The organism is Nonomuraea spiralis (assembly GCF_014648435.1).
Classification (GTDB): domain Bacteria; phylum Actinomycetota; class Actinomycetes; order Streptosporangiales; family Streptosporangiaceae; genus Nonomuraea; species Nonomuraea spiralis.
The window spans coordinates 416,521-440,982 of record NZ_BMRC01000008.1; the positions used below are offsets into that span (position 1 = coordinate 416,521).

A 24,462-nucleotide genomic window follows, 5' to 3' on the forward strand; every position below is an offset into this window, starting at 1 on the left:
CACCGTGAAGACGACGGAAAGGGGAATGACATGACAACCAGCACCCTCGCGGGACGGCGGGAATGGACCGGCCTCGCGGTCCTGGCCTCGGTGGCCCTGCTGCTCTCCATCGACCTGAGCGTGCTCTACCTGGCGCTGCCGCACCTGAGCTCCGGTCTCGGGGCCTCCGCGCCGCAGCAACTGTGGATCCTGGACATCTACTCGTTCATGCTGGCCGGGTTCCTCGTCACCATGGGGACGCTGGGCGACCGGATCGGACGCCGCAGGCTGCTGCTGATCGGCGCCGTGGCCTTCGCCGCCGCCTCGGTGGCCGCCGCGTACTCGGTGAACGCGGAGATGCTCATCGTGGCGCGGGCGCTGCTCGGGATCTCCGGGGCCACGCTGCTGCCGTCGTCGCTGGCGCTGATCCGTACGATGTTCACCGACGGCCGCCAGATGGGGACCGCGATCGGCCTCTGGTACGGCTGCTTCATGCTCGGCATGGCGGTCGGGCCGCTGGTGGGCGGGCTGCTGCTGGAGCACTTCTGGTGGGGGTCGGCGTTCCTCATGGGGGTGCCGTTCATGGCGGCGGTGCTGGTCGCCGGACGCCTGCTGCTCCCCGAGTACCGCGACCCGAACGCCGGCCGCCTCGACCCGGCCAGCGTGACCCTGTCACTGGCGACCATCCTGCCGGCCATCTACGGGCTCAAGGAGGTCGCGCGCGGCGGGTGGCAGCTCGTTCCCGTGGCGGCGATCGTCGCCGGCGCCGTCTTCGGCGTGGTGTTCGTCCGGCGGCAGCGCGGGCTCGCCAATCCGCTGCTGGACCTGCGGCTGTTCGGCAACCGGGCGTTCGCGGCGACGCTGGGGATCATGTCGCTCGGCGGGATCGTCATGGCCGGGACCACCCTCATGACCACCCAGTACCTGCAGACCGTGGAGTCGTTGTCACCGCTGCGCGCCGGGTTGTGGCTGGTGCCGCAGAACCTGGCCATGATCGTGGCCCTGACGGTCGCGCCGCGGCTGGCCGCCCGGATCGGCACCGCGTACGTGATGGCCGCCGGGCTGGGGCTGGGCGCGGTCGGGCTGTTCCTGCACACCCTGGTCCCGAGCGTCGGCGGTACCGGGCTGGTCGTCACCGGGCTGGTCCTGGCCTCGGCGGGCATCGCGCTGCCGATGGGCGCGGGCAACAGCGTGATCATGACGGCCGCGCCCGCCGAGAAGGCCGGATCGGCGGCGTCGCTGACCGAGACCAGCGGCGAGTTCGGGGTGGCGCTGGGGGTGGCCGTGCTCGGCAGCCTCGGGACGGCCGTCTACCGCGACCGGCTTCCCGAGCACCTGCCGGTCGAGGCGGTCAGGGAGAGCATCAGCGCGGCGGTGACCGCCGCCAAGGACCTGCCCGACCTGCTGGAGCTGGCCAGGGCCGCGTTCACGGCCGGGTTGAACACGGTGGGGGCCGTGAGCGCGGTGGTCTTCGCGGGCCTGGCCCTGTTCGCCCTCCTCACCCTCCGCGGCCACCGCCCCACCTCTTGACGCCCCCTCCACACCCGCTCCAGGCCCACTGCCCCGCCTCGACCGCCGGCCCGCCCGGCGGTCTTCCGCGTCCTCCCCCAGCGGGACTGAACGCGGAACCAGGGCAGGCGGTGGGAACGGCGTCAGGCGGACGGGGGCGCCTTGCGTGCCGAACCTCGGTAGCCGGTGGCGTCGTAGCGCCGTTCGTTGTCGGCCAGCTTGTCCGTGGCCGCCGCCACCAGGTCCACCCCCAGGACGTCGGCCAGCCGGACCAGGTACAACGTCACGTCACCCAGCTCGGCACGGATGCGGGCCAGCGTGTCGGCGTCCGGGCTCGCCGACTCCTCGGCCGTCAGCCACTGGAACTCCGCCACCAGTTCCCCCGCCTCCCCCGCCAGCGCCATCGCCAGGTTCTTCGGCGTGTGAAACCTCTCCCAGTCACGTTCCCGCGCGAACTCCCGCAGCCGTACGGCCAGCGACTCCAGCTCCTCGTTCACGCCACCCGACCCTAACGGCCACGCCCGGTCCCCTCCCACAGGCGAGGCCGCCCGATTCATCACGACGCGTGATGACAGTCCGGACGAACCCCGTCTGGTTCCCCGCCCGTTTCCGCGATCGACTGGCCGCCGTGATCTCCCACCTCAACGTCCCGGACGAACCCGGGTACGACGACGAGACGGCCCGCTTCAACACCATCGCCGCCTCGGCCCGCCCCGCCGTGGTCGTCGGCGTACGGGACGTGTCCGGCGTACGGAAGGCGATCGCGCACGCGCGGTCGGCCGGGCTGCGCGTGGCGGTCCAGGCGACCGGCCACGGCCTGTCCGCGCCCACCGACGGCGCCCTGCTGATCAACACCCGCAGGATGACCGGGCTCTCCGTCGACCCCGCCGCCCGGGTCGCCCGCGTCGAGGCCGGGGTGCGCTGGAGCCAGGTCGTGGACGCCGCCGCCGAGCACGGCCTCGCCCCGCCGAACGGCTCATCTCCCCTGGTCGGCGCGGTCGGCTACACGCTGGGCGGAGGGCTGCCCGTGCTCGGCCGCACACTCGGCTGGGCCGCCGACCGGGTCAGATCCCTGGACCTGGTCACGGCCGACGGCACCCTGCGCACAGTGACGCCGTACGAGAACCAGGACCTCTTCTGGGCCCTGCGCGGCGGCCGGCCGGGCGTCGGCGTGGTGACCGCGATGGAGCTGGACCTGGCCGCGATCCCCCGCTTCCACGGCGGCCTGCTGCGCTTCCCCGCCGAACGCGCGTCCGAGGTGCTGGCGAGCTGGCTCGGCTGGAGCCGCGACCTGCCCGACACGACGAGCACGTCCATCGCCCTCCTACGCCTCCCCGACTCCCACGTCACCGCCATCCGCATCGCCCACGTGGCGTCCCCCGCCCCGGACGACCTGATCGCCCCGCTGCGCGCCCTGGGCCCGATCGGCGACACCGTCAGGGACCGCCCCTACACCGAGATCGCCGCCGTCCACGAGGACCCCACGGAACCCGCCGCCTACCGCGAGCTCTCCCTGATGCTCCACACCGTCGGCGCCGACCTGTTCGACCACGCCGACCCGGACCACGCGATGGTCGAGATCCGCCGCCTGGGCGGCGCCTTGGCCGCTCCCCCGGACGTCCCGAACGCGATCGACCACCGGGCGGCCGCCTACAGCCTGTCCACGATCGCCATGGCCGGCACGAACCCGAAACCACCCCTGGACCTCGCCGACCCGTCCAGCACGGGCCTCCGTTTCCGCAACTTCCTGGCCGGCCCGGAAGCCCCGGCCCAGGCCGCCCAGGCGTACACCCCGGCCACCTGGCACAGACTCACCACCCTGAAGACCACCCACGACCCCCACAACCTGTTCCTGTGACTGGAACGCCCTCTAGCAGTCCGGTTTAACGCCCTCCCACGCACAAGTCGTACGCCAGAAGCCGTGAAATGGGTATGGTGATCCCGACAAGGGAGACGCCGTGCTTCTCAACTTCCGGTTGGCCAACGTCCTGTCCTTCCGCGACGACCAGCGCCTCTCGCTGATCGCGACGGAGCTGAACGACGGCACCGCCCGCCCCATCCCGGTCCGGGAGGGAGGGCGGCCCGTGTCCGTGGTCCCGATCCTGGGCATCTACGGCGCCAACGCCTCGGGAAAGACGAACACGCTCGCCGGCCTGCGGCTGATGCGTCAAGCCGTGCTGCACTCGGTGGCGTGGATCAGCCAGGAGAAGCCGATCCGCCGGATCCCCTTCGCGCTCGACCCGACCTGTGCGGACGACGACTCCTTCTTCGAGGTCGATCTCGAACTGGCCGGTGTCCGCTATACCTACGGCTTCGAGCTGGACGACGAACGCGTCCAGGCGGAGTGGCTGCACGCCTATCCCAAGGGCAGACGGCAGATCTGGTTCGACCGCGACGGGGACGACATCCGCTTCGCCGGGGAGGGGCTGCGGGGCGAGAAGCAGGACCTGGCGCGCAAGACCCGCCCCGACTCCCTCTTCCTCACCGTGGCCGCGGAGTGGAACAACGAGCAACTGCTGCCCGTGTTCGAGTGGTTCCGCGACAATCTGTGGCTGATCAGCCCAGAACAGGACCTGCCACAGCGCCAGGAGTTCACCAAGGCCAGGGCACTCGACGACGAGCGCTTCAGGGATCAGGTCGGCCGCCTCCTGACCCGCGCCGACCTGGGCATCGTCGGCTTCGACGAGGACGCGCTCGAACGGGGTGACGTACGCCTGCTCCACCGTGCCGGCGATCACACGGTCTCGCTGGACTTCACGCACGAATCGATGGGTACGCGCGCCTGGTTCGCGATGCTGGGGCCGCTGCTGGAAGCGTTCAAGCGGGGCACCACCGTCCTCGTGGACGAGCTGGACGCGAGCCTGCACCCCACGCTGGCGGCCGAGGTGATCAGGATGTTCGAGGATCCCGAGGTCAACGCGCACGGCGCGCAGATGGTGTTCACGACGCACGACGCGTCGTTGTTGCGCCCGCTCGCGGGTGGCGAACGGATCCTGGACCGCGACGTGGTCTGGATGGCGGAGAAGGACGCTCGGGGCGCGACAGAGCTGTATCCGCTGTCGAGCCTGCGTCCACCGCCCCGCCCGAACGAGAACCTCGAACGCGGCTGGCTGCTCGGCCGTTTCGGCGGCGTACCGCGAGTCGCTCCCGGGGAACTGGCACGCGAGGCGGGAGAGGCCCTCGCATGAGCCCCGAGAAGATCAGGAAGAAGCGGCAACGCGGCTCCAGCCTGACGGCCCAACCTCCGCCTCGCGCCGCCAATCGCATCTTCTACGCCGTCGCCGAGGGCGCGGTGACCGAGTACGACTACCTCACGATGCTGCAGAACACGTTCTCCAGGCTGTGTTCGTTCCGCATCGACATGCCGCGCTACCGGCCCGACGACATGAAACCGTGGAAGGTCGCCCAGCGCGCGCTGACCGTGGCCGAGGAAGACGCCCATCGGCCGGACAACGAACAGTACGCAGAGATCTGGACGCTCTTCGATCGCGACCAGCACGGCGACCTCGACGATGCCCTGAACGCGCTCAAGGGACACTCCAAGATCAGGGTCTCCCTCTCCCACCCGTCCTTCGACTTCTGGCTCTACCTGCACTACGGCCTCTACGACCAGCCCCAGGACGGCTGGAACCACCAGGTCCACCAAATGTTGTCGCAGCGGCCGGGCTTCGCGGGTTTCGGCTCAAGGGACAAGAGGATCAGCAAGTCGCGTGCCGACGAGCTCCTGCCGCGCCTCAAGACCGCCTACGACAACGCGCGAAGCCTGGACAAACGCTGCGCGACCGGCAAGTGCGCTCATCCGCGCGGCACGAATCCACAGTGCGGTCCCCTTGATCAGGACCCGTCCAGCGGCATGTGGCGTCTCCTGGACAGTCTCGGCATCCTTCCGTTCCTCTGACTCGGGACACCGAGGGCGGGTGCACGTCCTGCCTCGACGCCGCCGGGCTTGATGCCCTCGTGACGGCACAGGTCCGCGTGCTGTTCGCGGCGCGGGCGCCTGTCACGCCGGAGGTAGGGCGCTTGATCTCGCGGGATCGAAGACCTCGCGGGCCGGGTCATCAACTGGAGGAGCGAGGCTATCGACCTCAGGTGGTCATCGCAGGCAGGGTGGGCCTAGAAGGCCCACGCTCTCGCAGGCCGAGGGTGGGTGGCCATGGCGCCGCAGGCGCCGGGGTGAACGGCGGCTGAGCCCGGAGGGCGAAGGCCGTTGGGCCGCAGGGTGATGAGCGTCTGGCCGGGGGGCGGAGGCCGTCAGGGCTGTGAGAAGCCTCGTCACTCCACGGGTGCCGTGCTTTCCCGCACGATCAATTCCGTGGCCAGTTCCACCCGTTTCGTCTCCGGCACCTCGCCCTTCCCCATCCCCAGCACCGTACGGGTGGCCAGCGCCGCCATCTCCTGCAACGGCTGTCGTACGGTCGTCAACGGCGGCCAGGCCGACTTGGACAGCGGCAGGTCGTCGAACCCCACGACGCTCAGATCCTCGGGCACGCGCAACCCCCGCTGCCGGGCGGCCTCGAACACGCCGAACGCCATCAGGTCGCACCCGGCGAAGATGGCCGTGGGCGGTTCGTCCAGCGACAGGAGTTCGTGTCCCTGGTCGTGGCCGGAGTCGACGAGGAAGGTGCCCCGCCGGACCAGTTCGGGGGCCAGGGGCACGCCGGCCGTCTCCAGGGCGGCGCGGTAACCGTCCACGCGGGCCTGGCTGCACAACATGTCGGCGGGGCCGCTGATCACGCCGATGCGGCGGTGGCCGAGTTCGAGCAGGTGGCGGGTGGCGGCGAGGCCGCCGTTCCAGTTGGTGGCGCCGACCGAGACGACGCCGGGCGCCGGCTCGCCCTCCGGGTCGACCACCACGAACGGCAGCGACCGCGCGCTGAGCTGCGCCTGTACGCCGGTGGACAGGCGCGAGGCGACGATGACGACGCCGTCCGTACGGCGGGCGGCCAGCCGTTCGAGCCAGTCGCGCCCCGGACCGGCGTGGGTGTGGAGCACCGAGATGACGACGCTGGCCCCGGCCTCGTGGGCCGCGCTCTCCGCGCCGCGCACGATCTCCATGGCCCACGGCGACTCGATCTCGGCGAACACCAGGTCGACCAGCCCGGCGGGGGTGTCGTCCTGGCTGACGCGCCGCTGGTAGCCGTGCTCCTGGAGCAGCCGTTCGACCTTGTGACGGGTCGCCGGCGCCACCTCGGGCCGGCCGTTGATGACCTTGGAGACCGTCGGGATGGAGACCCCGGCCTCTTCTGCGATCACTGCGATCGTCACGCGCCTCTTAGCTGACACGTTCGGGAGTGTATCCGAAACTTTCGGAACGGCACCGCTCCCACGACAGCTATTGACGCCTTGCGCAGCACATACCTATGCTCCGACCAACGAAATTATCGGGGGGACTACGAAACTTTCATACCGCTCGTGCCCGATGAAGGGACCCCTGAATGAAACGCGGTCTGATCCTCATGGCCACCGCCGTGCTCGTCGCCGGGTGCGGCAACAGCGGGCAGCCCGCCGGCTCCCAGCAGAGCCAGAAACCCGCCAAGGTGACGCTCGAATGGTGGCACCTGTCCACGGCCGAGCCGCTGAAGTCCCTGTGGGCGCAGCGGGCCAAGGACTTCGAGGCCGCGCACCCGAACGTCACCATCAAGGCGACCGTCCTGGAGAACGACGCCTACAAGGCCAAGCTCACCACCATCACCCAGTCGGGCAAGGCGCCCGACGTCTTCGTGACCTGGGGCGGCGGCGTGCTCAAGCAGCAGATCGACGCCGGCCTGGTCAAGGACGTCTCCGGCGACGTCGCCCCGGTGCTGGACACGTTCACGCCGGCGGCGCTGAGCGCGTACCAGTTCGACGGGAAGACGTACGGGCTGCCCACGGACATCGGGCTGGTCGGCTTCTGGTACAACAAGCAGCTCTTCGCCAAGGCGGGCATCTCGGCACCGCCCGCCACCTGGGCGGAGTTCCTCGACGACGTCAAGAAGCTGAAGGCGTCCGGCGTCACCCCGATCGCGCTGGCGGGCAAGGAGAAGTGGCCGGGCCACTACTACTGGGCCTACCTCGCCATGCGCATCGCCGGGCTGCCCGCGCTCAAGCAGGCCGGCACGGACCACGACTTCACCAAACCCGACTTCGTGGCCGCCGGGCAGCAGGTCAAGGCGCTGGCCGACCTCCAGCCGTTCCAGAAGGGCTTCCTCGGAGCCGGGTACGGCACCCCTGACGGACAGGCGGCCACGGTCTCCAACGGCAAGGCCGCGATCGAGCTCATGGGCCAGTGGGCGCCCGCCGTACAGAAGGACGCGGGCAAGGGGCTCGGCGCCGACCTGGGCTTCTTCCCCTTCCCGGCCGTCGAGGGCGGCAAGGGCTCGACCGGCGACGCCTTCGGCGGCGGCAACGGCCTCTCGGTGGGCGCGGACGCGCCCCCGGAGGCCGTGGAGTTCGTGAAGTTCATGACGCAGATGGACCAGCACACCAAGGCCGTGGAGGCGGGCGGCGTGCTGCCGGTGCTGAAGGGCGAGGAGAGCGCGGTCAAGGACGCCAACCTCAAGCAGGTCGCGACCCTGCTGGCCGGCGCCTCCGGCTACCAGCTCTACCTGGACCAGGCGTATCCGCCGGCCGTCGGCCAGCAGGTCAACGACAGCGTGGCCGAGCTGATCGCCGGCACCAAGACGGCCGAGCAGGTCGGCCAGGACATCAGCGAAGTGGCCAAGAGCGAATGACGACCCTGACCCGAGGGCCGGAGGCGGTCACGCTTCCGGCCCCCGCGCGGGCCGGGCGGCGGCGCGGGCGCGCGGTGACGATCGCGCTGTTCCTGCTGCCCGCGCTGGTCCTGTTCCTCCTGCTGGTGGTGAGCCCGATCCTGGTGGCGGTCTACGCCAGCGCGTTCAAGTGGAACGGCTTCGGCGGGCTGCCCACCGACTTCGTCGGCCTGGACAACTTCAGCAGGCTCTTCTCCTCCGCCATCTTCACCACCGACCTGTGGCACCTGGCGGTCCTGGTCCTGCTCTCGGTGGTGATCCAGCTCCCGTTCTCGCTGGCCGTCGCGATGCTGCTCAACCAGCGCATCCGGGGGCGGGCGGTGTACCGGCTGGTGTTCTTCGCGCCGTACGTGTTGTCCGAGGTGATCACGGGCGTGCTGTTCTCGCTGATCCTGTCGCCGGGCAGCGGGATGGCGAACCAGATCCTTTCGGTGTTCGGGCTGGAGTCGGAGTTCCTGGCCGATCCGGGCACCGTGATGCCCTCGCTCTTCCTGGTCATGACCTGGAAGTACTTCGGGTTCCACATGATGATCTACCTGGCCGGACGGCAGGGCATCCCGAACGAGCTGATCGAGGCCGCGCAGATCGACGGCGCGACGCCCTGGGAGACGTTCCGGTACGTCACGCTGCCGCTGCTCGGGCCGACGATCAGGATCAGCGTGTTCCTGTCGGTCATCTACACGATCCAGCTGTTCGACCTGGTCTGGATCCTCACCGGGGGCGGCCCGTCGCACTCCTCGGAGACGATGGCCGTCACCATGATGGAGTTCGGCTTCAAGCGCTCCCAGGTGGGTTACGCCAACGCGATCAGCGTCGTGATGTTCGCGCTCAGTCTCGTCTTCGCCCTCGTCTACCAGCGCGTGGTGATGCGCCGGGACCTGGAGGGCGCGACCACGTCCATGGGAGGCCGCCGATGAACCACGGGAGGCCGCCCGTACGGCGGCGCCGCCCCACCCTGCCCCTGCACGCGATCGCCTGGATCGTCGGCGCGTTCATCCTCGTCCCGATCGTGTACGCGCTGCTCGGCGGGTTCAAGAGCAACAGCCGGCTGTCGAGCGACCCGTTCGGCCTGCCCGACCCCTGGGTGGTCGCCAACTACACCGACGTGCTCGGGTCGGGGTCGTTCTGGCGGCAGGTGTGGAACAGCACGTTCATCGCGGTCGCCACGACCGTGGTGATGGTCGGGTTGTCGGCGCTGGCGGCGTTCGTCTTCGCCCGATTCGCCTTCCGGGGCAGGGAGGTGCTGTTCACACTGTTCACGGCGGGGCTGATGTTCCCGTTCGCGGTGGCCATCCTGCCGATCTTCGTGTTGCTGCGCACGTTCGGGCTGCTGGACAACCCGCTCGGCGTCATCCTGACGCAGGCCGCGTTCGGGCTGCCGCTGACGATCATCATCCTGCGCGGCTTCTTCCGCGGCATCCCGGGCGAGATCGAGGAGGCCGCGATCATCGACGGCTGCTCGCCGTTCGGGTTCTTCTGGCGGATCCTGCTGCCGATGGCCCGCCCGGCGGTCGCGACGGTCTCCGTGCTGGCCATCGTGGGGAGCTGGAACAACTTCATGTTGCCGCTGGTGGTCTTCAGCGACGAGACGAGCTGGACGTTGCCGCTCGGCATCCAGCAGTTCCAGGGCCAGTACGCCGCCGACACCGCACGCGTCCTCGCCTACCTGATCCTGGCCATGTTGCCGGCGCTCGGGTTCTACGCCATCGCTGAACGTCACCTGGTCGGTGGGCTCACCGCGGGTGCGACGAAAGGGTGAACATGCTCCGAGTGTCCGGAAGCTCGCTCCGCACCTCCGACGGCACCCCGGTACGGCTCAGGGGGGTGGGTCTCGGGGGCTGGATGAACATGGAGAACTTCATCACCGGCCATCCCGCCGACGAGACCTCGATGCGCGCGGCCGTCCGCGGCGTGCTGGGCGAGCAGCGTGCCGAGCTCTTCTTCGACCGGCTGCTCACCTCGTTCTTCACCGAGGACGACGCCGCCCTGCTGGCCGGGCTGGGCATGAACTGCGTGCGCATCCCGGTCAACTACCACCACTGGGAGTCCGACGACCGGCCCATGGAGCTCGACCCCAGGGGCTTCCGGCACCTCGACCGGGTCATCGGCCTGCTGGGCGAGCGCGGCCTGTACAGCGTGATCGACCTGCACGCCCTGCCCGGCTCCCAGAACCAGCACTGGCACAGCGACAACCCCACACACGTGGCGGCGCTCTGGCAACACCGCCACTTCCAGGACCGGGCCGTGCACCTGTGGGAGGCGCTGGCCGACCACTACCGCGGGCATCCCTGGGTGGCCGGGTACAACCCGGTGAACGAGCCGGGCGACGTCTCGGGCAAGGTGGTCGGCCCGTTCTACGACCGGCTGGTGAAGGCCGTACGGGCCGCCGACCCCGACCACGTCCTGTTCCTGGACGGAAACACCTACGCCACCGATTTCTCGATATTTCGGGAGATGTACGAGAACACGGTGTTCGTCATGCACGACTACGCGCTGGCCGGGTTCGCCCATGGTGGCCCGTACCCGGGGTTCACCAGGGGTGAGTGGTGTGACCGGGGCCAGTTGGAGGAGGCCTTCGCCAAACGTTCGCGGTTCCAGCGGGAGACCGGCACGCCGCTGTGGGTGGGCGAGTTCGGGCCCGTCTACACCGGCGACCCGGAGCGGGACGCCCAGCGCTACCGGATCCTGCGCGACCAACTCGACATCTACGACGGCCACGGCGCGGGCTGGTCGCTCTGGACGTACAAGGACGTGGGGTTGCAGGGGCTGGTGCACGCGTCGGGGGCGTACGTGCGCAGGTTCGGCGCGTTCATCGACAAGAAGCGGCGGCTCGGCGCGGACCGGTGGGGCTCGACCATGGAGGAGTACGCCGACGTGCTCGGCCCGCTGCACCGGCTGGTCGAGACCGAGTTCCCGGGATGGGAGCCGTACCCGTGGGGCGCGCGCTACCAGACCGACGACCTGATCAGGCACATCCTCATCGCCCAGGCCCTGCTGCCCGAGTACGCCGAGTTGTTCAGGGGCCTCGGCGACGACGACCTGCTCGCCCTGGCCGACTCGTTCGCGCTGGAGCAGTGCGTACGACGGGAGCCGCTGCTCGACCTGCTGGCCGACAATCTCAAGAGGTGACAAACCACTCAACCAGTCGGGTGCGTCACACCACCGGGCAAACTATCGCCATCACCGCTTGCACTAGGTATGCTTCGGCTGCCCTAATTTAGGTAAGCCTTTCCTCAGCGAGCGGGAGTGACGGTGTTCGCCAGCTACCTCATCGGACTGCGCGAAGGACTGGAGGCGACACTCGTCGTCTCCGTCCTCATCGCCTTCCTCGTCAAGAGCGACAGGAAGGACAGGCTGCCCCAGGTCTGGACGGGAGTGGCCGCGGCGGTCGCGCTCTCCGTGGGCTTCGGCGCGCTGCTGACCTTCACCGCCGCCAATCTCGGGCACACCGGGCAGGAGCTGTTCGACGCGATCACCTCGCTGCTCGCCGTCGCGTTCGTCACCTGGATGATCTTCTGGATGCGGCGCACCGCCCGCGCGCTCTCCGGCGAGCTGCGGGGCAAGCTCACCGACGCGCTCCAGATGGGCTCGCTCGCGGTGGTCGTGATGGCCTTCCTGGCCGTGGCCCGCGAGGGGCTGGAGACGGCGCTGCTGTTCTTCGCCGCCGTCCAGGGCGCGACCGCCACCGCCGATCCGCTGATCGGCATCGCGCTCGGCCTGCTCACGTCCGTGCTGATCGGCTGGGGCCTGTACAAGAGCGCGCTGAAGATCAACCTCACCAAGTTCTTCACCTGGACGGGCCTGCTCCTGATCCTGGTGGCCGCCGGCATCTTCAAGTACGGCGTGCACGACCTCCAGGAGGCCAACCTCCTGCCCGGTCTGAGCACCTACGCCTTCGACATCAGCGCGATCCTGCCCGCCGATTCCTGGTACGGCGCACTGCTTTCCGGCATGCTCAACATCACACCGCAGCCGAGCGTCGTCGAGGCCGTGGCCTGGTTCGTCTACCTCGCGCCGACTCTCGTCCTCTTCCTGCTGCCCCAACGGGTGAAGACCACGCCCGCCTCCACCGCACCCGCGGCCTGAACAGGAGCATCATGCGTACCGCCATCAGCCTGTCCTTCGGCGCGCTCGCCCTCGCGAGCCTGACCGCGTGCGGCGCGGGCACCACCGCAGGAGAGGCGTCCAAGGGGGCCGCCGCCGCGCCCGGCAAGATCACCGTGGCCGCGTCGGACACCGAGTGCAAGGTCGCGACCGCCGAGATCGCCGCAGGCACGAGCACGTTCACGATCACCAACGGCGGGTCGAAGGTGACCGAGTTCTACGTGTACGCCCCCGGTGACCGGGTCATGGCCGAGGTCGAGAACATCGTGCCCGGCCTGACCAGGGAGCTGGTCGCCGAGCTGCCTGCCGGCGCGTACGAGGCGGTATGCAAGCCCGGCATGGTCGGCAAGGGCATCCGTAACGCTCTGAAGGTGACCGGCGAGCACAAGGCACTCAACTCCGACGCCCAGCTCGCGGACGCGGTCGCCAGCTACAAGCGCTACATCAAGTCGCAGAGCGACACGCTGCTGGTCAAGACCCAGGAGTTCGTGGACGCCGTCAAGGGCGGCCAGATCGACAAGGCCAAGGAGCTGTACCCGGTCTCGCGGACGTACTGGGAGCGCATCGAGCCGGTCGCCGAGATCTTCGGCGACCTCGACCCGGCCATCGACGCCCGCGAGGCCGACCTCGCCGACGGCGAGGAGTGGACCGGTTTCCACCGGATCGAGAAGGATCTGTGGATCAAGAAGGACATCAGCAAGGACGGCCCGGTCGCCGACAAGCTGATCGCCGACGTCAAGACGATCGTCCAGAAGTCCAACGCCGCCGAGCTGACCCCGCTCAACCTGGCCAACGGCGCCAAGGAGCTGCTCGACGAGGTGGCCTCCGGGAAGATCACCGGCGAGGAGGACATCTGGTCGCACACCGACCTGTGGGACTTCGACGCCAACCTCCAGGGCTCCAAGGCCGCCGTGCAGGCCCTGCGCCCGGTGCTGGAGGAGCGCGCTCCCGACCTGGTCAAGACGCTGGACGAGAAGTTCGCCGCGGCCGAGTCCGCGCTGGGCGCGCACCAGAAGGGCGACGGCTGGAAGCTGCACGACGAGCTGTCCAAGGCCGAGCTGAAGGCGCTGTCCGACGCGATCAACGCGCTGGCCGAGCCGATCAGCAAGATCGCACCGGTCATCGCCAAGTAGCGGCCAGATAGCGGGAGGTGGGGGCGATGTCGCAGGCAGGCGGGCGGATGAGCCGCCGCAAGCTGTTCGGGCTCGGGGCCGCGGGGGCGGCCGTGATCGGGGCGGGGGCGGTGACGACCAGGTCGCTGCTTGAGGAGCCGCCGGTCGCGCACGCGGCCTCGACGTCCGACCCGTACCCGTTTTACGGCGGGCATCAGGCGGGCGTCGTCACGCCGGCGCAGGATCGGCTGCACTTCGTGGCCTTCGACGTCATCACCGACAAGAAGGCCGAACTGGTCGACCTGCTCCAGGAGTGGACCGCCGCGGCGGCCCGGCTGACGCAGGGCAAGGAGGCCGGGGCGTTCGGCGCGGTCGGCGGGGCCGCCGAGGCCGCGCCCGACGACACGGGCGAGGCGCTCGGGCTGCCCGCCTCGGGGCTCACGCTGACGATCGGGTTCGGCCCGTCGCTGTTCGACGACCGGTTCGGCCTGGCCGGCAAACGCCCGGCCCCCCTCGCCGACCTGCCGAAGTTCCCGGGTGAGCAGTTGATCCCGGAGATCTCGGGCGGGGACATCTGCGTGCAGGCCTGCGCCCACGACCCCCAGGTCGCCGTGCACGCCATCCGCAACCTGGCCAGGATCGGGTTCGGCAAGGTCTCCGTACGCTGGTCGCAGCTCGGCTTCGGCCGTACGTCCTCCACGTCCCGCGCCCAGGCCACCCCGCGCAACCTGCTGGGCTTCAAGGACGGCACCAACAACATGAAGCTGGAGGACGCCGACCTGCTGCGCGACCACCTGTGGGCGGCCGGCGCGGACGGCACCGCCTGGATGGCGGGCGGCACGTACATGGTCACCAGGAAGATCCGCATGACGATCGAGACCTGGGACCGCGCCTCGCTCGCCGAGCAGGAGCAGATCTTCGGCAGGGACAAGGGCGAGGGCGCGCCGCTGGGCAGGAAGGCCGAGTTCGACGCGGTGGACTTCGCCGCCAAGGGCCCCGACGGCCAGCCGATGATCAAGGACGACTCGCACGTCAAGCTGGCGCACCCGAGCAACAACGGCAACGCCCACCTGCTGCGCCGCGGCTACAACTTCGTGGACGGCTCCGACGGGCTCGGCCGCCTGGACGCCGGGCTGTTCTTCATCGCCTACCAGCGCGACCCGCGCAAGCAGTTCGTGCCCGTCCAGATGAACCTGGCCAGGCACGACGCGCTCAACGAGTACATCAAGCACGTCTCCAGCGGCCTGTTCGCCTGCCCGCCCGGCGTCCAGGACGCCGGCGACTACTGGGGCCGCACCCTGTTCGCCTGACCCCGCCCTCCGGCGCCCCCGCCGTCAGCGGTGGCGGGCGCGGGAGGCCTGGGCGTGGGCGCGGTTGGCGCAGCGGGTCGAGCAGAACTGGCGTTTGCCCGGCCGGCTCCGGTCGACGAAGGCGTCGGTGCACGGCGTGGCCGCGCACTGGCGCAGCCGTTCCCAGTCACCGGACGCGGCGAGCTCCAGCAGCTCGGCGACGGCCCGTACGGCGAGCCGCCCCGCCGCCGTCGCCCCCTCCGGCGCGACCAGCCGCAGCCGGGGCACGCCGCCGGCCTCCTCCACCGCCGCCCGTACCGGCAATCCGGCCACCCACTCGGCCAGCACCCGCGCCCGGCCGGCCGGCTCCGCCGCGAGCACGCCGCGCAGCCGCCCCCGCACCTCCCGCACCGCGGGCAGGTCCTCCTCCTCCACGCCGCGCGGGTCCTCGTCCAGCTCCCGGAAGAAGCGGCGGAGCTCCGTCACGTCGGGCAGCCGTTCGGGCTCGTCCAGGTACTCGTCCCACGTATTGGCCAGGTCGACGGCCACGAGACCTGTCTCGGTGAACTGGCGCATCCCTCACCCTCCTGCTACTGTCACGACTATGAGCACTATAACCCCTGACAGAAACCTGACCATCCTCGACGCGCCCTCCAACCTCGGACTGCGCCCACCGGCTGAGGATGTCATCCCCGGCTGCTACAAGGCACCATGGGCGCTGCGCGACAACGGCCTGGTCGCCCGCCTCGGCGCGGCCGACGCCGGCACGCTCGTCCCGCCCCGCTACGTGGCCACCTGGAAGCCCGGCGACGGCGTGCGCAACGGCCGGGCCATCGCCGACTACACCCGGAGGCTGGCCGCCCGCGTGGCCGGGATCAGGGAGTCCGGCGGCTTCCCCGTCCTGCTCGGCGGCGACTGCTCGATCCTGCTCGGCCCGGCCCTCGCGCTGCGCAGGACGGGCCGCTACGGCGTGGCCTACCTCGACGCCCACACCGACTTCCGCCACCTCGGCAACTCGCCGCACGTCGGCGCGGCGGCCGGTGAGGACCTGGCCCTGGTGACCGGCCGCGGCGACGACTACCTGACCGACATCGACGGCCTGCGCCCGTACGTCAGGGACGAGGACGTCATCGTGCTCGGTGTCCGGGACGACGAGGACGTCCAGGAGCTCGCCGCCGACGACATCGCCTACGTCGCCGGGAACGACATCCCGCTGGAGGCCGCGGAGCGGGTGCTCGTACGCGACGACCTCGACGGGTTCTGGATCCACGTGGACGCCGACGTGCTCGACCCGTCCGTGGTGTCGGCCGTCGACTCGCCCTCCCCCGGCGGCCTGACCGGCGACCAGCTCGCCGACCTGGTCCGCGGGCTGGTCGCGCTGCCCGGAGCGGCCGGGATCCAGGTCACGATCCTCGACCCCGACCTCGACGAGGACGGCAGCCAGGCGGCGACCCTGACCGACATCCTCGTCTCAGCCCTGACCTGACCCCGCCCGCAGGATCCGGAAGACGGGGTGGCGGGACGCGATCCGGCCGAACCGCTCCAGGGGCGCCTTCGGCCCGAGTCCGAGATGGGGACGCGCGCCGGGCGCGACGGCGACGTAGCGGCGCAGGATCTCGGCACGGCGCCCGGCCGGGACCTCGTCGAGCAGGACCGGGACCTCCCGCCCGCGACGGGAGAGCACGGCCCGGCCGCCCGCGGCGCGCACGTTCCGCACCCAGTTCGCGTCGGGCCCCAGCATGGACACCAGGAACTCGGCCCCTTCGTACCGGGCGATCGCGACGGGCACCGACGTGAGGCTCCCGCTACGACGTCCCACCACCTTGAGCACCGCGCCAGGACGCGGTGACAACCAGCGGGTCCCGTACGTCAGCGCGTCGAGCCGGTTCATCGCCCGCATGAGCGCGTTGGGCCTTCCACCCCGGTACATCAGGCGTTTGAGCGCCGCGAGCCCGCCCAGGACGGCACGCCCGGCGCTCCGGGCCGCCGTCATCCCGCCCTTCTCCACAGCAGCACGACCGCCACGAGCCCGGGGATCAGCGGCAGGACCTGGAGCCAGCCGAGCAGCGGCGCGAGGCCGACCTCGCCGTTGGTGTCGCGGACGGTCAGGGCCGCGACCGCGAAGCAGAGCGCGACCGCGAACAGGCCGGCCGCCGCCCAGCGGGCCCATCCCTTTCCGGCGCGGGCCGCCCCGGCGGCGCCGAGCCAGCCGAGGAGCCCGAGTGCTCCCACGACACAGAGGATCACCGTGTAGAGGGTGACGCCCTCGTCGATCTTCCCGGGCCCGAGGGCCGGGTAACCGGTGCTGAGGTGCTCGGCCAGGCCGTCCCGGCCGATGAACACGAAGAGGGTGGCGAACACCGTGAGCGCGGCGCCGCCGTACATCAGGGCGAGGGCACCCCGCGGCTTCCCTGTCATCGTCTGTGTCCTTCCATGATTCTTACAACGTATGTTTGTCTGGCCCCACTATACTTACGAAGTAAGAATCAGGGTTGTGAGAAAGGCCACCATGTCCCCGAAGCGCACCCGCGGCCAGAACGCCGGCCTGACCCGGCAGGGCATCCTGCGGGCGGCTCTGGCGCTGGCCGACCGCGAAGGGCTGAAGGCGCTGTCCATGCGCCGCATCGGCCAGGAGCTCGGCGTCGAGGCCATGTCCCTCTACCAGCACGTCGCCGGCAAGGACGCCCTGCTGGACGGCCTGGTCGAGGAGCTCGTCACGCAGGCCGCGCCACTGCTGGACGAGGCCGCCTCATGGCAGGACGGCCTGCGCGAGTACGCCCACGCGCTGCTGCGCACCCTGCTCGCGCATCCGAACCTGCTGCCCCTGGTGGTCGGCCGGCCCGCGATCACTCCGCGCAACCTGCGCCTGATGGAGGACGCGCTCCACGTGCTGCGGGCCGCCGGGGTGCCGCCGGACCACGCGCTGGACATGCTCTACGCCGTGACCGGTTTCGTCGTCGGCCACGCCGCCCTCCTGGCCGGAGGCGGCGGCGACCGGCCCGAGCAGAGCGGCCGGATGCGCGACATCCCCGAGCCCGACCTGCTGGAGACCCCGCTCCTCGCCGAGGCCACCCGGGCCCGGCGCACCCAGCCCGCCTCCGGGACCGACCCCCGTTTCGACTTCGCGCTCGAAGCCATGTTGCGCGGCTTCGCCACGCCGTGAGCGCTAGCGGAACACGTAGCCGCTCGTGCTGGTGTATCCGGCGGCGTTCGTGGCGGTGACGGAGGTCCAGGGGCCCGGCGGGGCGTAGGGGGCCCAGGCCGACTCGGGCCGCCCGGGGCCGTACCAGCGCTGGGCGACGCGCACCTCGCGGCCGCCGGGCGAGGTGAAGCGCAGGGTGCCGCCGCGCAGGTTGTAGCCCTCGACGGCGATGCCGGGCCGCCCGTCCATCTCCTTCCGGTACGCGTTCACGATGATCGGCTGCCGCCGGCCGTTCGCGATGTCGTCGGCCAGGGAAGGACCGGCGGGGCTCGCCTGGCAGGTGAAGAAGGGGTCCCAGCCGTAGGAGATGATCTTCGCCGCGTGCCCGCCGGTCGCCATGATCTGCTGGTCCAGCCGCGCCTTGCTGGTACGCCCCCGCAACGGCAGCGGCTCGACCCGCCCGCACTCCCCGTCCACCGGGGCGGGCTCGAAGCCCTCGACGTTCACCCACAGCTCGACCCCGGCGGGCACGTTCCGGGCGGCCGCCTCGATGTAGTCCCTGGTGGGCCCGTAGTACCCGTCGGCGTTGCGCACCCGGCCGACCACCGGCACGAGCCGGGGGGCGACCATGGCCGTCCCCTCCTCGATCCCGTGGACCGGCACCTTCCCCGTGCCCCGCCCGTCCTGCACGGCGACGGCCATGGGCGCGCCCGCCCGCGTGGCCGCGATGTCCGCCAGCCCGCCGGGCACCTGGCCGGGCGGGAACCCACGGCCCCTGCGGGCGTCGATGTAGGGGCTGACCAGGATCTTCCTGCCGGGCAGCGCGGCGGCGACCACCGCGTGCTGGGCCGCGTACAGGGCGAGGACCGGGTCGCGCGGCCCCCGGTCGCGCATGGCCAGCTCGAACGACTGGTAGACCCCGCCGAAGGCCGCCGACCCGCCGAACCGCTCCCGGTAACCGGCCAGCACCCGCGCGGTGAAGGCGTTCAGCGCGGCGGCGTGCGCGAGGTCGGGCTCCCACGGCTTGCCACGCCGTTGCGGCGCGGCGGGCAGCCCGGGGAACACCGTCATCCCGTACGCCGCCGCCTCGTCGATCAGGTTGCCCAGCCCGTCGCCGTCGGTCGAGACCAGCACGAGGTCCTGCACGCGCTCGGCGCACGACCGGGCCAGCGACACGCGGTAGAAGATCCGGCCCCCGCTCTCGATCCGCCGGTCGAGGCCCGGGCAGCGCAACACCGACGGCCCGAACTCCTCGCTGGTCACGTACGTGTAGACGTGCCGGACCCGCTTGCCCGGCACCCGCGCGCAGGGTTGCCCGTCCACCCGGCAGGCGGCGACGTCGGCCCCCATCGGCCCGGCGTCGAACCGCGGCCCGAACGTGACGAGCGTGTCGCCGCCGAGCGAGTGGATCGCCTCCACCATCCGCCGCGTCACGCACAGGGAGGCACGCGGCATGACCCAGTACCCGCTGATCGCGTACGGCGCCCCCACCCTCGTGTCCCTGGGCGGGCACCCGTCGTCACCGGCGCCGGGACCGGCCGGGACGACGACGCAGACCGCCAGGACGACCACCACGACCAGCCACCGTAATCGGCGCACCCACGCTCCTCCCGACGCACTCACCAGCATCAGTCACCTACCCGGAACACGGCCCGATTCGCGCCCCGGCGTGCCCCGGCGTGCCCTGGTACCGATCTCCGCCAGGCGGCCACGGACAATGGAGTCATGGTGAGTATCGATCTCAGCGGGAAGACCGCGCTGGTCACGGGCTCGACCCAGGGCATCGGGGCGGCCATCGCGGCCGGTCTGGCACGGGCGGGCGCGCGGGTCGGCGTCAACGGCCGCAGCGAGGGCTCGGTGGCCGCCGCCGTCGAACGCATGGACCACGGCGGGCTGGTCGCCGCGCCCGGCGACGTCTCCACCGAGGACGGGCTCCAGCGGGTCCTGAGCTCATTGCCGCAGGTGGACATCCTCGTCAACAACCTGGGCATCTTCGAGGCCAGACCGGCGCTGGAGATCACCGACGCCGAGTGGCGGCGGTACTTCGACGTCAACGTCCTGGCCGCGGTCCGGCTGACGCGCGCGTACCTGCCGGGCATGATCGAGCGCGGCTGGGGCCGGATCCAGTACATCGCCAGCGACTCGGCCGTCGCCACGCCGATCGAGATGATCCACTACGGCATGAGCAAGACGGCGCTGCTGGCCGTGTCGCGCGGGTTCGCCAAGGAGGCCGCCGGGAGCGGCGTGACGGTCAACTCGGTGATCGCCGGGCCCACGCACACCGGGGGCGTGGAGGAGTTCGTCTACCAGCTCGTGGACAAGGAGCTGCCGTGGGAGGAGGCGCAGCGGGCGTTCATGCTCAAGCACCGTCCGCAGTCGCTGATCCAGCGGCTGATCGAGCCGGAGGAGATCGCCAACATGGTCGTCTACCTCAGCTCGCCGCTCGCCTCGGCGACCACGGGCGGCGCGCTGCGCGTGGACGGCGGCTACGTGGACGCCATCCTGCCCTGACGGTCCCCGGCCCTCAGTAGGACTGGAGCTCGATCAGGTTGCCCTCCGGGTCACGCAGGTGGGCCGTACGCAGGCCGGGCGCCCACTCGGGACGGTCCTGCGACGGCGCGACGACCACGGCCCCGAGCCGTACGAGGCGGTCGGTCCCGGCGTCCACGTCGTCGACCTTCATGACCAGCATCGCCGTGTCCTGGGCGGGCGCCGCGGGCAGGCCGGCGGTGCCCACGACATGGGCCATGTTGTCGCGGCCGAAGAGCACGAGACCGGCCTGGCCGTCGATGTCCCAGTTGGCGTAGGCCGCCTCCGTCAGCACCTTCACCGGTTCCACGCCGAGGGCGGCACGGTAGAAGGCGACGGCGGCGGGGAAGTCGCGCACCAGCAGCCGGGGGTAGAGGGCGTCCATTCTGGACCTCCGAAATTAGTGGGTGGTCACCAACTATTGGTGACAACCTACACTTCTGCTGACATGGAACTGCCACCCACCCTCCTCGGGACGACCACCTTCGTGCTGCACAAGGTCGGCGTCGCCAACCGGCGCGCGCTGGCCGAACGGCTGACGGGCGAGACCGGGCTGAGCCTGTGGGAGTTCGCCGCGCTCGCCACGCTCGACGACTTCGGGCCCGCGGCACAACGCGAGATCGGCGACCGGCTGGGCCTCGACCCGAGCGACATGGTGCGCCTGATGGACGGCCTGATGGACGGGTCACTCGCCGTACGGGAGCGCGACCCGGCCGACCGACGTCGCTACCGGATCTCGCTCACAGCCGCCGGGAGCGACGCCCTGACCCGCGCCCGCACGGTGGTGGCCGACGTGGAACGCGAGACCCTCGCCCCGCTGACGGACGACGAACGCCGCCGGCTGCACACCCTGGTCACCAAACTCTTCTCCCATTGACAAATCCCATAACAAGAGTCAATTGACTAACACCGGTCACCTCAACTTCCCTCTTTGCACGAAGATTCAGATCATGTTAGATGGAGGGCAAGCTCCGGGAGAGAGGACCGGACATTGTGCCGCTGATTCTCGATGGCGTCCGCGTACGGCAGCACGGGGAGACCTGGCTCGACGACATCCACCTCGAATTATCGAATGGACTGACCACGCTCGTCGGCCCGATGAACTCGGGAAAGACCACGCTCATGCGGGTCGCCGCCGGGCTGCGGCCACCCGATTCCGGGCGGGTGCTGGTCAACGGAGAAGACGTCACCGCGATTTCCGTGCGAAAGCGTTCGGTCGCCTTCGTCTATCAGCAATTCATCAATTACCCGTCGCTGACGGTTTATGAGAACATCGCCTCGCCGCTGCGGCTCGACCGGTCGTACCGGAAGGACGGCATCGACCGGCGGGTGCGCGAGGTGGCCGCGCTCATGGGGCTCGGCGACCTGCTGGACCGCAGGCCCGCGGAGCTGTCGGGCGGCCAGCAGCAGCGCACCGCCATCGCCCGCGCGCTGGCCAGGCCCGTGGACGTGCTGCTGCTCGACGAGCCGCTGGCCAACCTCGATTTCAAGCTGCGCGAGCAGTTGCGCGAGGACCTCAAGCACATGTTCGAGCGCTCGCCGGGCGTCGTCCTCTACTCCACCGCAGACCCGAACGAGGCGCTGACCTTCGCCGCGCCCGCCGTGGTGCTGGGCGAGGGCAGGGTCCAGCACATCGGCGACCCGGCCACCCTGTACGCCGAGCCGCCCACGCTGGCCGTCGCGGCCACGCTCAGCGACCCGCCGCTGAACCTCCTGCCCGGCACCGTCCGCGACGGCCGGATCGAGGTGCTCGGCACGTCCTTCCCCGCGCCGCCCGGCCATCCCCCCGGGGGCGTCGTGCTGGGCATCCGCCCCCACCAGGTCACGATCGCCAGGAACGGCCCCGGCGCGCTGGAGCTGCCCGCCGAGATCAGGCTCGCCGAGGTGACCGGCAGCGCGACGTTCCTGCACCTGCAGCTGGAGGGACGGCGGCACCTGGTGGCCCACCTGCCCGGCCCGCGGCTGTTCACCCCGGGCGAGTCCGCCACGGCGTACGTGGACCCCCGGCACATCTTCGTGTTCGACGAGGCCGGGGGCCGATTACCGGCCGCCTCGGCGGCGGAGGCCGGCCCGCATGGCTGAGATTCGCCTGGAAGGCGTCGGCCACAGCTACGACGGCGGCCGGACGTGGGCGCTCAGGCCCATGACCTGGACGTGGCGGAGCGGCAGGGCCTACGCCCTGCTCGGCCCGAGCGGCTGCGGCAAGACCACACTGCTGAACATCGTCTCGGGGCTGCTCACGCCCACGGTGGGCCGGATCTGGTTCGACGACCGCGAGGTGACCGGCGTGCCCACGGCGGGCCGCGACATCGCGCAGGTCTTCCAGTTCCCCGTCCTGTACGAGGAGATGACGGTCTACGACAACCTGGCCTTCCCGCTGCGCAACAGGAAGGTGCCCGCGCCGGAGATCCGCCGGCGCGTCCTGCGGGTGTCGGCGATGCTGGGCCTGGACGACGTACTGCGCCGCCGGTCGCGCCGCCTCGACCCGGGCCGCAAGCAGATCGTCAGCCTGGGCCGCGGCCTGGTACGCGCCCAGGTGGCGGCCGTGCTGCTCGACGAGCCGCTGACCGTGGTCGATCCCGCGCTGAAGTGGACCTTGCGCAGCAAGCTCAAGGAGATCCACCGCGACACCGGCCACACCCTCGTCTACGTCACCCACGACCAGACCGAGGCCCTGACCTTCGCCGACGAGGTGGTCGTGCTCAACGACGGCCGGATCGTGCAGGCCGGACGGCCGGCCGAGCTGTTCCTGTCGCCCGAGCACGAGTTCGTCGGCCACTTCATCGGCTCGCCCGGCATGAACGTGTTGCCCGCCGAGATCGACGGCGGCGTGGTCAGGATCGGCCGCTCCGAGGTGGGCGCGGTGGCCGGCGAGCTGCCGCCGGGGCCGGTGCGGATCGGCGTACGGCCCGAGTTCGTCCAGGTCGGCGGCCTGCCCGGCGGCCCCGGCGTGGCGGCCAGGGTGACCGGCGTCGACCGTATGGGCTCCCACGACCTGGTACGCGCCGAGGTCGGTGGGCATCCCGTGATCGCCAGGACCGAGGCGGGCTCGTCCTGGACGCCGGGCGCGGTCGAGTTCCTGGGCTTCCCCGCGGACCGGACGTTCCTGTTCCGCGACGAGGTCCGGTGCGGCTCGCTCGCGCCCCTGGACGGAAGGGGACCGGCGTGACCGGGACGCGCACCGATTCCCGGCCGCGGAACAACCGGGCCTGGCTGCTGGTGTTGCCGGTCGTGGTGTCGGTGGCCTTCACCGCGGTGATCCCGCTGATGACCGTCGTGAACTTCTCCGTCCAGGACGTCTTCAGCCCGGTCGAGCGGGTGTTCGTCGGCCTGGACTGGTTCCGGCAGATCGCGCGCGACCCGGAGGTGCGCGCCGCGCTCGTGCGCACGCTGCTGTTCTCGGCGCAGGTGCTGCTGGTCGAGGTCCCGCTCGGCGTGGCCGTCGCGGTCTGCATGCCGCGCCGCGGGTTCTGGGTGTCGGTGGCGCTGGTGCTGGTGGCGCTGCCGCTGCTCATCCCGTGGAACGTCGTGGGCACGATCTGGCAGATCTTCGCCCGCGGCGACATCGGGCTCGGCGGCCGGCTGATCAACGACGTGCTGCACATCCCGTTCAACTACACGCTCGACCCGGCCGACGCCTGGATCACGGTCCTGGTCATGGACGTGTGGCACTGGACGCCGCTGGTGGCGCTGCTGGCCTACGCGGGGTTGCGCTCGATCCCCGAGCCGTACTTCCAGGCCGCGCAGATCGACGGCGCGTCGGCGTGGGCCACGTTCCGGCACATCCAGCTCCCGAGGTTGCGCGGGGTGCTGACGATCGCGATCCTGCTGCGGTTCATGGACAGCTTCATGATCTACACCGAGCCGTTCGTGGTGACCGGGGGCGGGCCGGGGAACGCGACCTCGTTCCTGAGCATCCTGCTGTCGAAGATCGCCGTCGGCCAGTTCGACCTGGGCCCGGCGGGCGCGTTCTCGTTGTTGTACTTCCTGCTCGTCCAGATCGCCTGCTACGTCTTCTTCACCGTCCTGACCAGGGCGGGGAGGTGAAC

General features: G+C 70.8%; 25 protein-coding genes. 18 read left to right on the forward strand and 7 right to left on the reverse strand.

The genetic code is table 11. The annotated features are described in order from the left end of the window. Window positions 1–30: 30 nt before the first annotated feature. The gene (locus IEZ27_RS22535; protein WP_189649010.1) at window positions 31–1,509 is read left to right on the forward strand and encodes an MFS transporter; all 1,479 of its coding nucleotides are present in this window, start codon (window positions 31–33) and stop codon (window positions 1,507–1,509) included. A 122-nt stretch (window positions 1,510–1,631) separates the two neighbouring features. Here the strand turns inward: IEZ27_RS22535 and IEZ27_RS22540 are convergent, their stop codons facing one another. Continuing rightward, window positions 1,632–1,985, reverse strand: coding sequence for a nucleotide pyrophosphohydrolase (locus IEZ27_RS22540; protein ID WP_229824227.1), 354 nt, complete (start codon window positions 1,983–1,985; stop codon window positions 1,632–1,634). A gap of 71 nt (window positions 1,986–2,056) precedes the next feature. Between IEZ27_RS22540 and IEZ27_RS22545 the strand changes: the two genes are divergently transcribed. From IEZ27_RS22545 to IEZ27_RS22555, 3 genes are all read left to right on the forward strand, one after another. Continuing rightward, window positions 2,057–3,346: an FAD-binding oxidoreductase gene (locus IEZ27_RS22545; RefSeq protein ID WP_189649011.1), complete on the forward strand. Its 1,290-nt coding sequence runs from the start codon at window positions 2,057–2,059 to the stop codon at window positions 3,344–3,346. Between the two features lie 100 nt (window positions 3,347–3,446). Then, the gene (locus IEZ27_RS22550) at window positions 3,447–4,676 is read left to right on the forward strand and encodes an AAA family ATPase (protein ID WP_189649012.1); all 1,230 of its coding nucleotides are present in this window, start codon (window positions 3,447–3,449) and stop codon (window positions 4,674–4,676) included. Beyond that, window positions 4,673–5,386, forward strand: coding sequence for an RloB family protein (locus IEZ27_RS22555; RefSeq protein ID WP_189649013.1), 714 nt, complete (start codon window positions 4,673–4,675; stop codon window positions 5,384–5,386). Before IEZ27_RS22550 ends, IEZ27_RS22555 begins: the two co-directional genes overlap by 4 nt. Before the next feature lie 374 nt (window positions 5,387–5,760). Here the strand turns inward: IEZ27_RS22555 and IEZ27_RS22560 are convergent, their stop codons facing one another. Continuing rightward, window positions 5,761–6,771, reverse strand: coding sequence for a LacI family DNA-binding transcriptional regulator (locus IEZ27_RS22560; protein ID WP_189649014.1), 1,011 nt, complete (start codon window positions 6,769–6,771; stop codon window positions 5,761–5,763). Window positions 6,772–6,923: 152 nt separating this feature from the next. Here IEZ27_RS22560 and IEZ27_RS22565 point away from each other — a divergent pair, with 152 nt between their 5' ends. The 7 genes from IEZ27_RS22565 to efeB all read left to right on the forward strand — a co-directional run bounded on the left by IEZ27_RS22565 (window position 6,924) and on the right by efeB (window position 14,763). Further along, complete coding sequence (locus IEZ27_RS22565) at window positions 6,924–8,198, forward strand: extracellular solute-binding protein (RefSeq protein ID WP_189649015.1); 1,275 nt, start codon at window positions 6,924–6,926, stop codon at window positions 8,196–8,198. Continuing rightward, window positions 8,195–9,154 (forward strand): carbohydrate ABC transporter permease, encoded by a 960-nt coding sequence (locus tag IEZ27_RS22570; RefSeq protein WP_189649016.1) that lies wholly within the window; start codon window positions 8,195–8,197, stop codon window positions 9,152–9,154. Before IEZ27_RS22565 ends, IEZ27_RS22570 begins: the two co-directional genes overlap by 4 nt. After that, on the forward strand, window positions 9,151–9,996 hold the full coding sequence (locus tag IEZ27_RS22575) for a carbohydrate ABC transporter permease (RefSeq protein WP_189649017.1): 846 nt from the start codon (window positions 9,151–9,153) through the stop codon (window positions 9,994–9,996). Before IEZ27_RS22570 ends, IEZ27_RS22575 begins: the two co-directional genes overlap by 4 nt. Window positions 9,997–9,998: 2 nt before the next feature. Next, window positions 9,999–11,366: a glycoside hydrolase family 5 protein gene (locus IEZ27_RS22580; protein ID WP_189649018.1), complete on the forward strand. Its 1,368-nt coding sequence runs from the start codon at window positions 9,999–10,001 to the stop codon at window positions 11,364–11,366. A 117-nt stretch (window positions 11,367–11,483) separates the two neighbouring features. Continuing rightward, window positions 11,484–12,323: an iron uptake transporter permease EfeU gene (efeU, locus tag IEZ27_RS22585; RefSeq protein WP_229824228.1), complete on the forward strand. Its 840-nt coding sequence runs from the start codon at window positions 11,484–11,486 to the stop codon at window positions 12,321–12,323. Window positions 12,324–12,334: 11 nt separating this feature from the next. Beyond that, on the forward strand, window positions 12,335–13,474 hold the full coding sequence (gene efeO, locus IEZ27_RS22590; protein WP_189649019.1) for an iron uptake system protein EfeO: 1,140 nt from the start codon (window positions 12,335–12,337) through the stop codon (window positions 13,472–13,474). Window positions 13,475–13,500: 26 nt separating this feature from the next. After that, on the forward strand, window positions 13,501–14,763 hold the full coding sequence (gene efeB / locus IEZ27_RS22595; protein ID WP_189649020.1) for an iron uptake transporter deferrochelatase/peroxidase subunit: 1,263 nt from the start codon (window positions 13,501–13,503) through the stop codon (window positions 14,761–14,763). A gap of 24 nt (window positions 14,764–14,787) precedes the next feature. Here the strand turns inward: efeB and IEZ27_RS22600 are convergent, their stop codons facing one another. After that, the gene (locus tag IEZ27_RS22600; protein ID WP_189649021.1) at window positions 14,788–15,318 is read right to left on the reverse strand and encodes a CGNR zinc finger domain-containing protein; all 531 of its coding nucleotides are present in this window, start codon (window positions 15,316–15,318) and stop codon (window positions 14,788–14,790) included. Window positions 15,319–15,346: 28 nt separating this feature from the next. Here IEZ27_RS22600 and IEZ27_RS22605 point away from each other — a divergent pair, with 28 nt between their 5' ends. Then, window positions 15,347–16,228, forward strand: a complete 882-nt coding sequence (locus tag IEZ27_RS22605; protein ID WP_189649022.1) for an arginase family protein — start codon at window positions 15,347–15,349, stop codon at window positions 16,226–16,228. Here the strand turns inward: IEZ27_RS22605 and IEZ27_RS22610 are convergent. Next, window positions 16,214–16,735: a nitroreductase/quinone reductase family protein gene (locus IEZ27_RS22610; RefSeq protein WP_229824229.1), complete on the reverse strand. Its 522-nt coding sequence runs from the start codon at window positions 16,733–16,735 to the stop codon at window positions 16,214–16,216. The two genes, IEZ27_RS22605 and IEZ27_RS22610, sit on opposite strands and share 15 nt — an antisense overlap. Next, on the reverse strand, window positions 16,732–17,160 hold the full coding sequence (locus IEZ27_RS22615; protein WP_189649023.1) for a hypothetical protein: 429 nt from the start codon (window positions 17,158–17,160) through the stop codon (window positions 16,732–16,734). Before IEZ27_RS22615 ends, IEZ27_RS22610 begins: the two co-directional genes overlap by 4 nt. Before the next feature lie 76 nt (window positions 17,161–17,236). Between IEZ27_RS22615 and IEZ27_RS22620 the strand changes: the two genes are divergently transcribed. Continuing rightward, window positions 17,237–17,905, forward strand: coding sequence for a TetR/AcrR family transcriptional regulator (locus IEZ27_RS22620; protein ID WP_229824230.1), 669 nt, complete (start codon window positions 17,237–17,239; stop codon window positions 17,903–17,905). A 3-nt stretch (window positions 17,906–17,908) separates the two neighbouring features. On the opposite strand, the gene IEZ27_RS22625 is transcribed toward IEZ27_RS22620, so the two are convergent. Then, the gene (locus IEZ27_RS22625) at window positions 17,909–19,483 is read right to left on the reverse strand and encodes a DUF4434 domain-containing protein (protein ID WP_189649024.1); all 1,575 of its coding nucleotides are present in this window, start codon (window positions 19,481–19,483) and stop codon (window positions 17,909–17,911) included. Between the two features lie 129 nt (window positions 19,484–19,612). On the opposite strand from IEZ27_RS22625, the gene IEZ27_RS22630 reads away from it, so the two are divergent. Then, on the forward strand, window positions 19,613–20,395 hold the full coding sequence (locus IEZ27_RS22630; RefSeq protein ID WP_189649098.1) for an SDR family NAD(P)-dependent oxidoreductase: 783 nt from the start codon (window positions 19,613–19,615) through the stop codon (window positions 20,393–20,395). A gap of 13 nt (window positions 20,396–20,408) precedes the next feature. Here the strand turns inward: IEZ27_RS22630 and IEZ27_RS22635 are convergent, their stop codons facing one another. Then, on the reverse strand, window positions 20,409–20,798 hold the full coding sequence (locus tag IEZ27_RS22635; protein WP_189649025.1) for a VOC family protein: 390 nt from the start codon (window positions 20,796–20,798) through the stop codon (window positions 20,409–20,411). Between the two features lie 63 nt (window positions 20,799–20,861). Here IEZ27_RS22635 and IEZ27_RS22640 point away from each other — a divergent pair, with 63 nt between their 5' ends. The 4 genes from IEZ27_RS22640 (at window position 20,862) to IEZ27_RS22655 (ending at window position 24,460) form a co-directional block, all read left to right on the forward strand. Then, the gene (locus tag IEZ27_RS22640; protein ID WP_189649026.1) at window positions 20,862–21,290 is read left to right on the forward strand and encodes a MarR family winged helix-turn-helix transcriptional regulator; all 429 of its coding nucleotides are present in this window, start codon (window positions 20,862–20,864) and stop codon (window positions 21,288–21,290) included. Window positions 21,291–21,406: 116 nt separating this feature from the next. Further along, window positions 21,407–22,495 carry an ABC transporter ATP-binding protein gene (locus tag IEZ27_RS22645; protein WP_229824231.1) on the forward strand — a complete coding sequence of 363 codons (1,089 nt, stop codon included), beginning with the start codon at window positions 21,407–21,409 and terminating at the stop codon, window positions 22,493–22,495. Beyond that, window positions 22,488–23,582 (forward strand): ABC transporter ATP-binding protein, encoded by a 1,095-nt coding sequence (locus IEZ27_RS22650; protein WP_189649028.1) that lies wholly within the window; start codon window positions 22,488–22,490, stop codon window positions 23,580–23,582. Before IEZ27_RS22645 ends, IEZ27_RS22650 begins: the two co-directional genes overlap by 8 nt. Then, entirely contained in the window at window positions 23,579–24,460 is an 882-nt protein-coding gene (locus IEZ27_RS22655; protein WP_221762040.1) for a carbohydrate ABC transporter permease, read from the forward strand. Before IEZ27_RS22650 ends, IEZ27_RS22655 begins: the two co-directional genes overlap by 4 nt. Window positions 24,461–24,462: the final 2 nt, after the last annotated feature.

Coding starts and splice junctions, on each gene's coding strand:
- IEZ27_RS22535 (WP_189649010.1), top strand. CDS start 31: ATGACAACCAGCACCCTCGCGGGACGGCGGGAATGGACCGGCCTCGCG.
- IEZ27_RS22545 (WP_189649011.1), top strand. CDS start 2,057: ATGACAGTCCGGACGAACCCCGTCTGGTTCCCCGCCCGTTTCCGCGAT.
- IEZ27_RS22555 (WP_189649013.1), top strand. CDS start 4,673: ATGAGCCCCGAGAAGATCAGGAAGAAGCGGCAACGCGGCTCCAGCCTG.
- IEZ27_RS22565 (WP_189649015.1), top strand. CDS start 6,924: ATGAAACGCGGTCTGATCCTCATGGCCACCGCCGTGCTCGTCGCCGGG.
- IEZ27_RS22570 (WP_189649016.1), top strand. CDS start 8,195: ATGACGACCCTGACCCGAGGGCCGGAGGCGGTCACGCTTCCGGCCCCC.
- IEZ27_RS22575 (WP_189649017.1), top strand. CDS start 9,151: ATGAACCACGGGAGGCCGCCCGTACGGCGGCGCCGCCCCACCCTGCCC.
- IEZ27_RS22580 (WP_189649018.1), top strand. CDS start 9,999: ATGCTCCGAGTGTCCGGAAGCTCGCTCCGCACCTCCGACGGCACCCCG.
- efeO (WP_189649019.1), top strand. CDS start 12,335: ATGCGTACCGCCATCAGCCTGTCCTTCGGCGCGCTCGCCCTCGCGAGC.
- efeB (WP_189649020.1), top strand. CDS start 13,501: ATGTCGCAGGCAGGCGGGCGGATGAGCCGCCGCAAGCTGTTCGGGCTC.
- IEZ27_RS22600 (WP_189649021.1), bottom strand. CDS start 15,318: ATGCGCCAGTTCACCGAGACAGGTCTCGTGGCCGTCGACCTGGCCAAT.
- IEZ27_RS22605 (WP_189649022.1), top strand. CDS start 15,347: ATGAGCACTATAACCCCTGACAGAAACCTGACCATCCTCGACGCGCCC.
- IEZ27_RS22610 (WP_229824229.1), bottom strand. CDS start 16,735: ATGACGGCGGCCCGGAGCGCCGGGCGTGCCGTCCTGGGCGGGCTCGCG.
- IEZ27_RS22615 (WP_189649023.1), bottom strand. CDS start 17,160: ATGACAGGGAAGCCGCGGGGTGCCCTCGCCCTGATGTACGGCGGCGCC.
- IEZ27_RS22635 (WP_189649025.1), bottom strand. CDS start 20,798: ATGGACGCCCTCTACCCCCGGCTGCTGGTGCGCGACTTCCCCGCCGCC.
- IEZ27_RS22640 (WP_189649026.1), top strand. CDS start 20,862: ATGGAACTGCCACCCACCCTCCTCGGGACGACCACCTTCGTGCTGCAC.
- IEZ27_RS22650 (WP_189649028.1), top strand. CDS start 22,488: ATGGCTGAGATTCGCCTGGAAGGCGTCGGCCACAGCTACGACGGCGGC.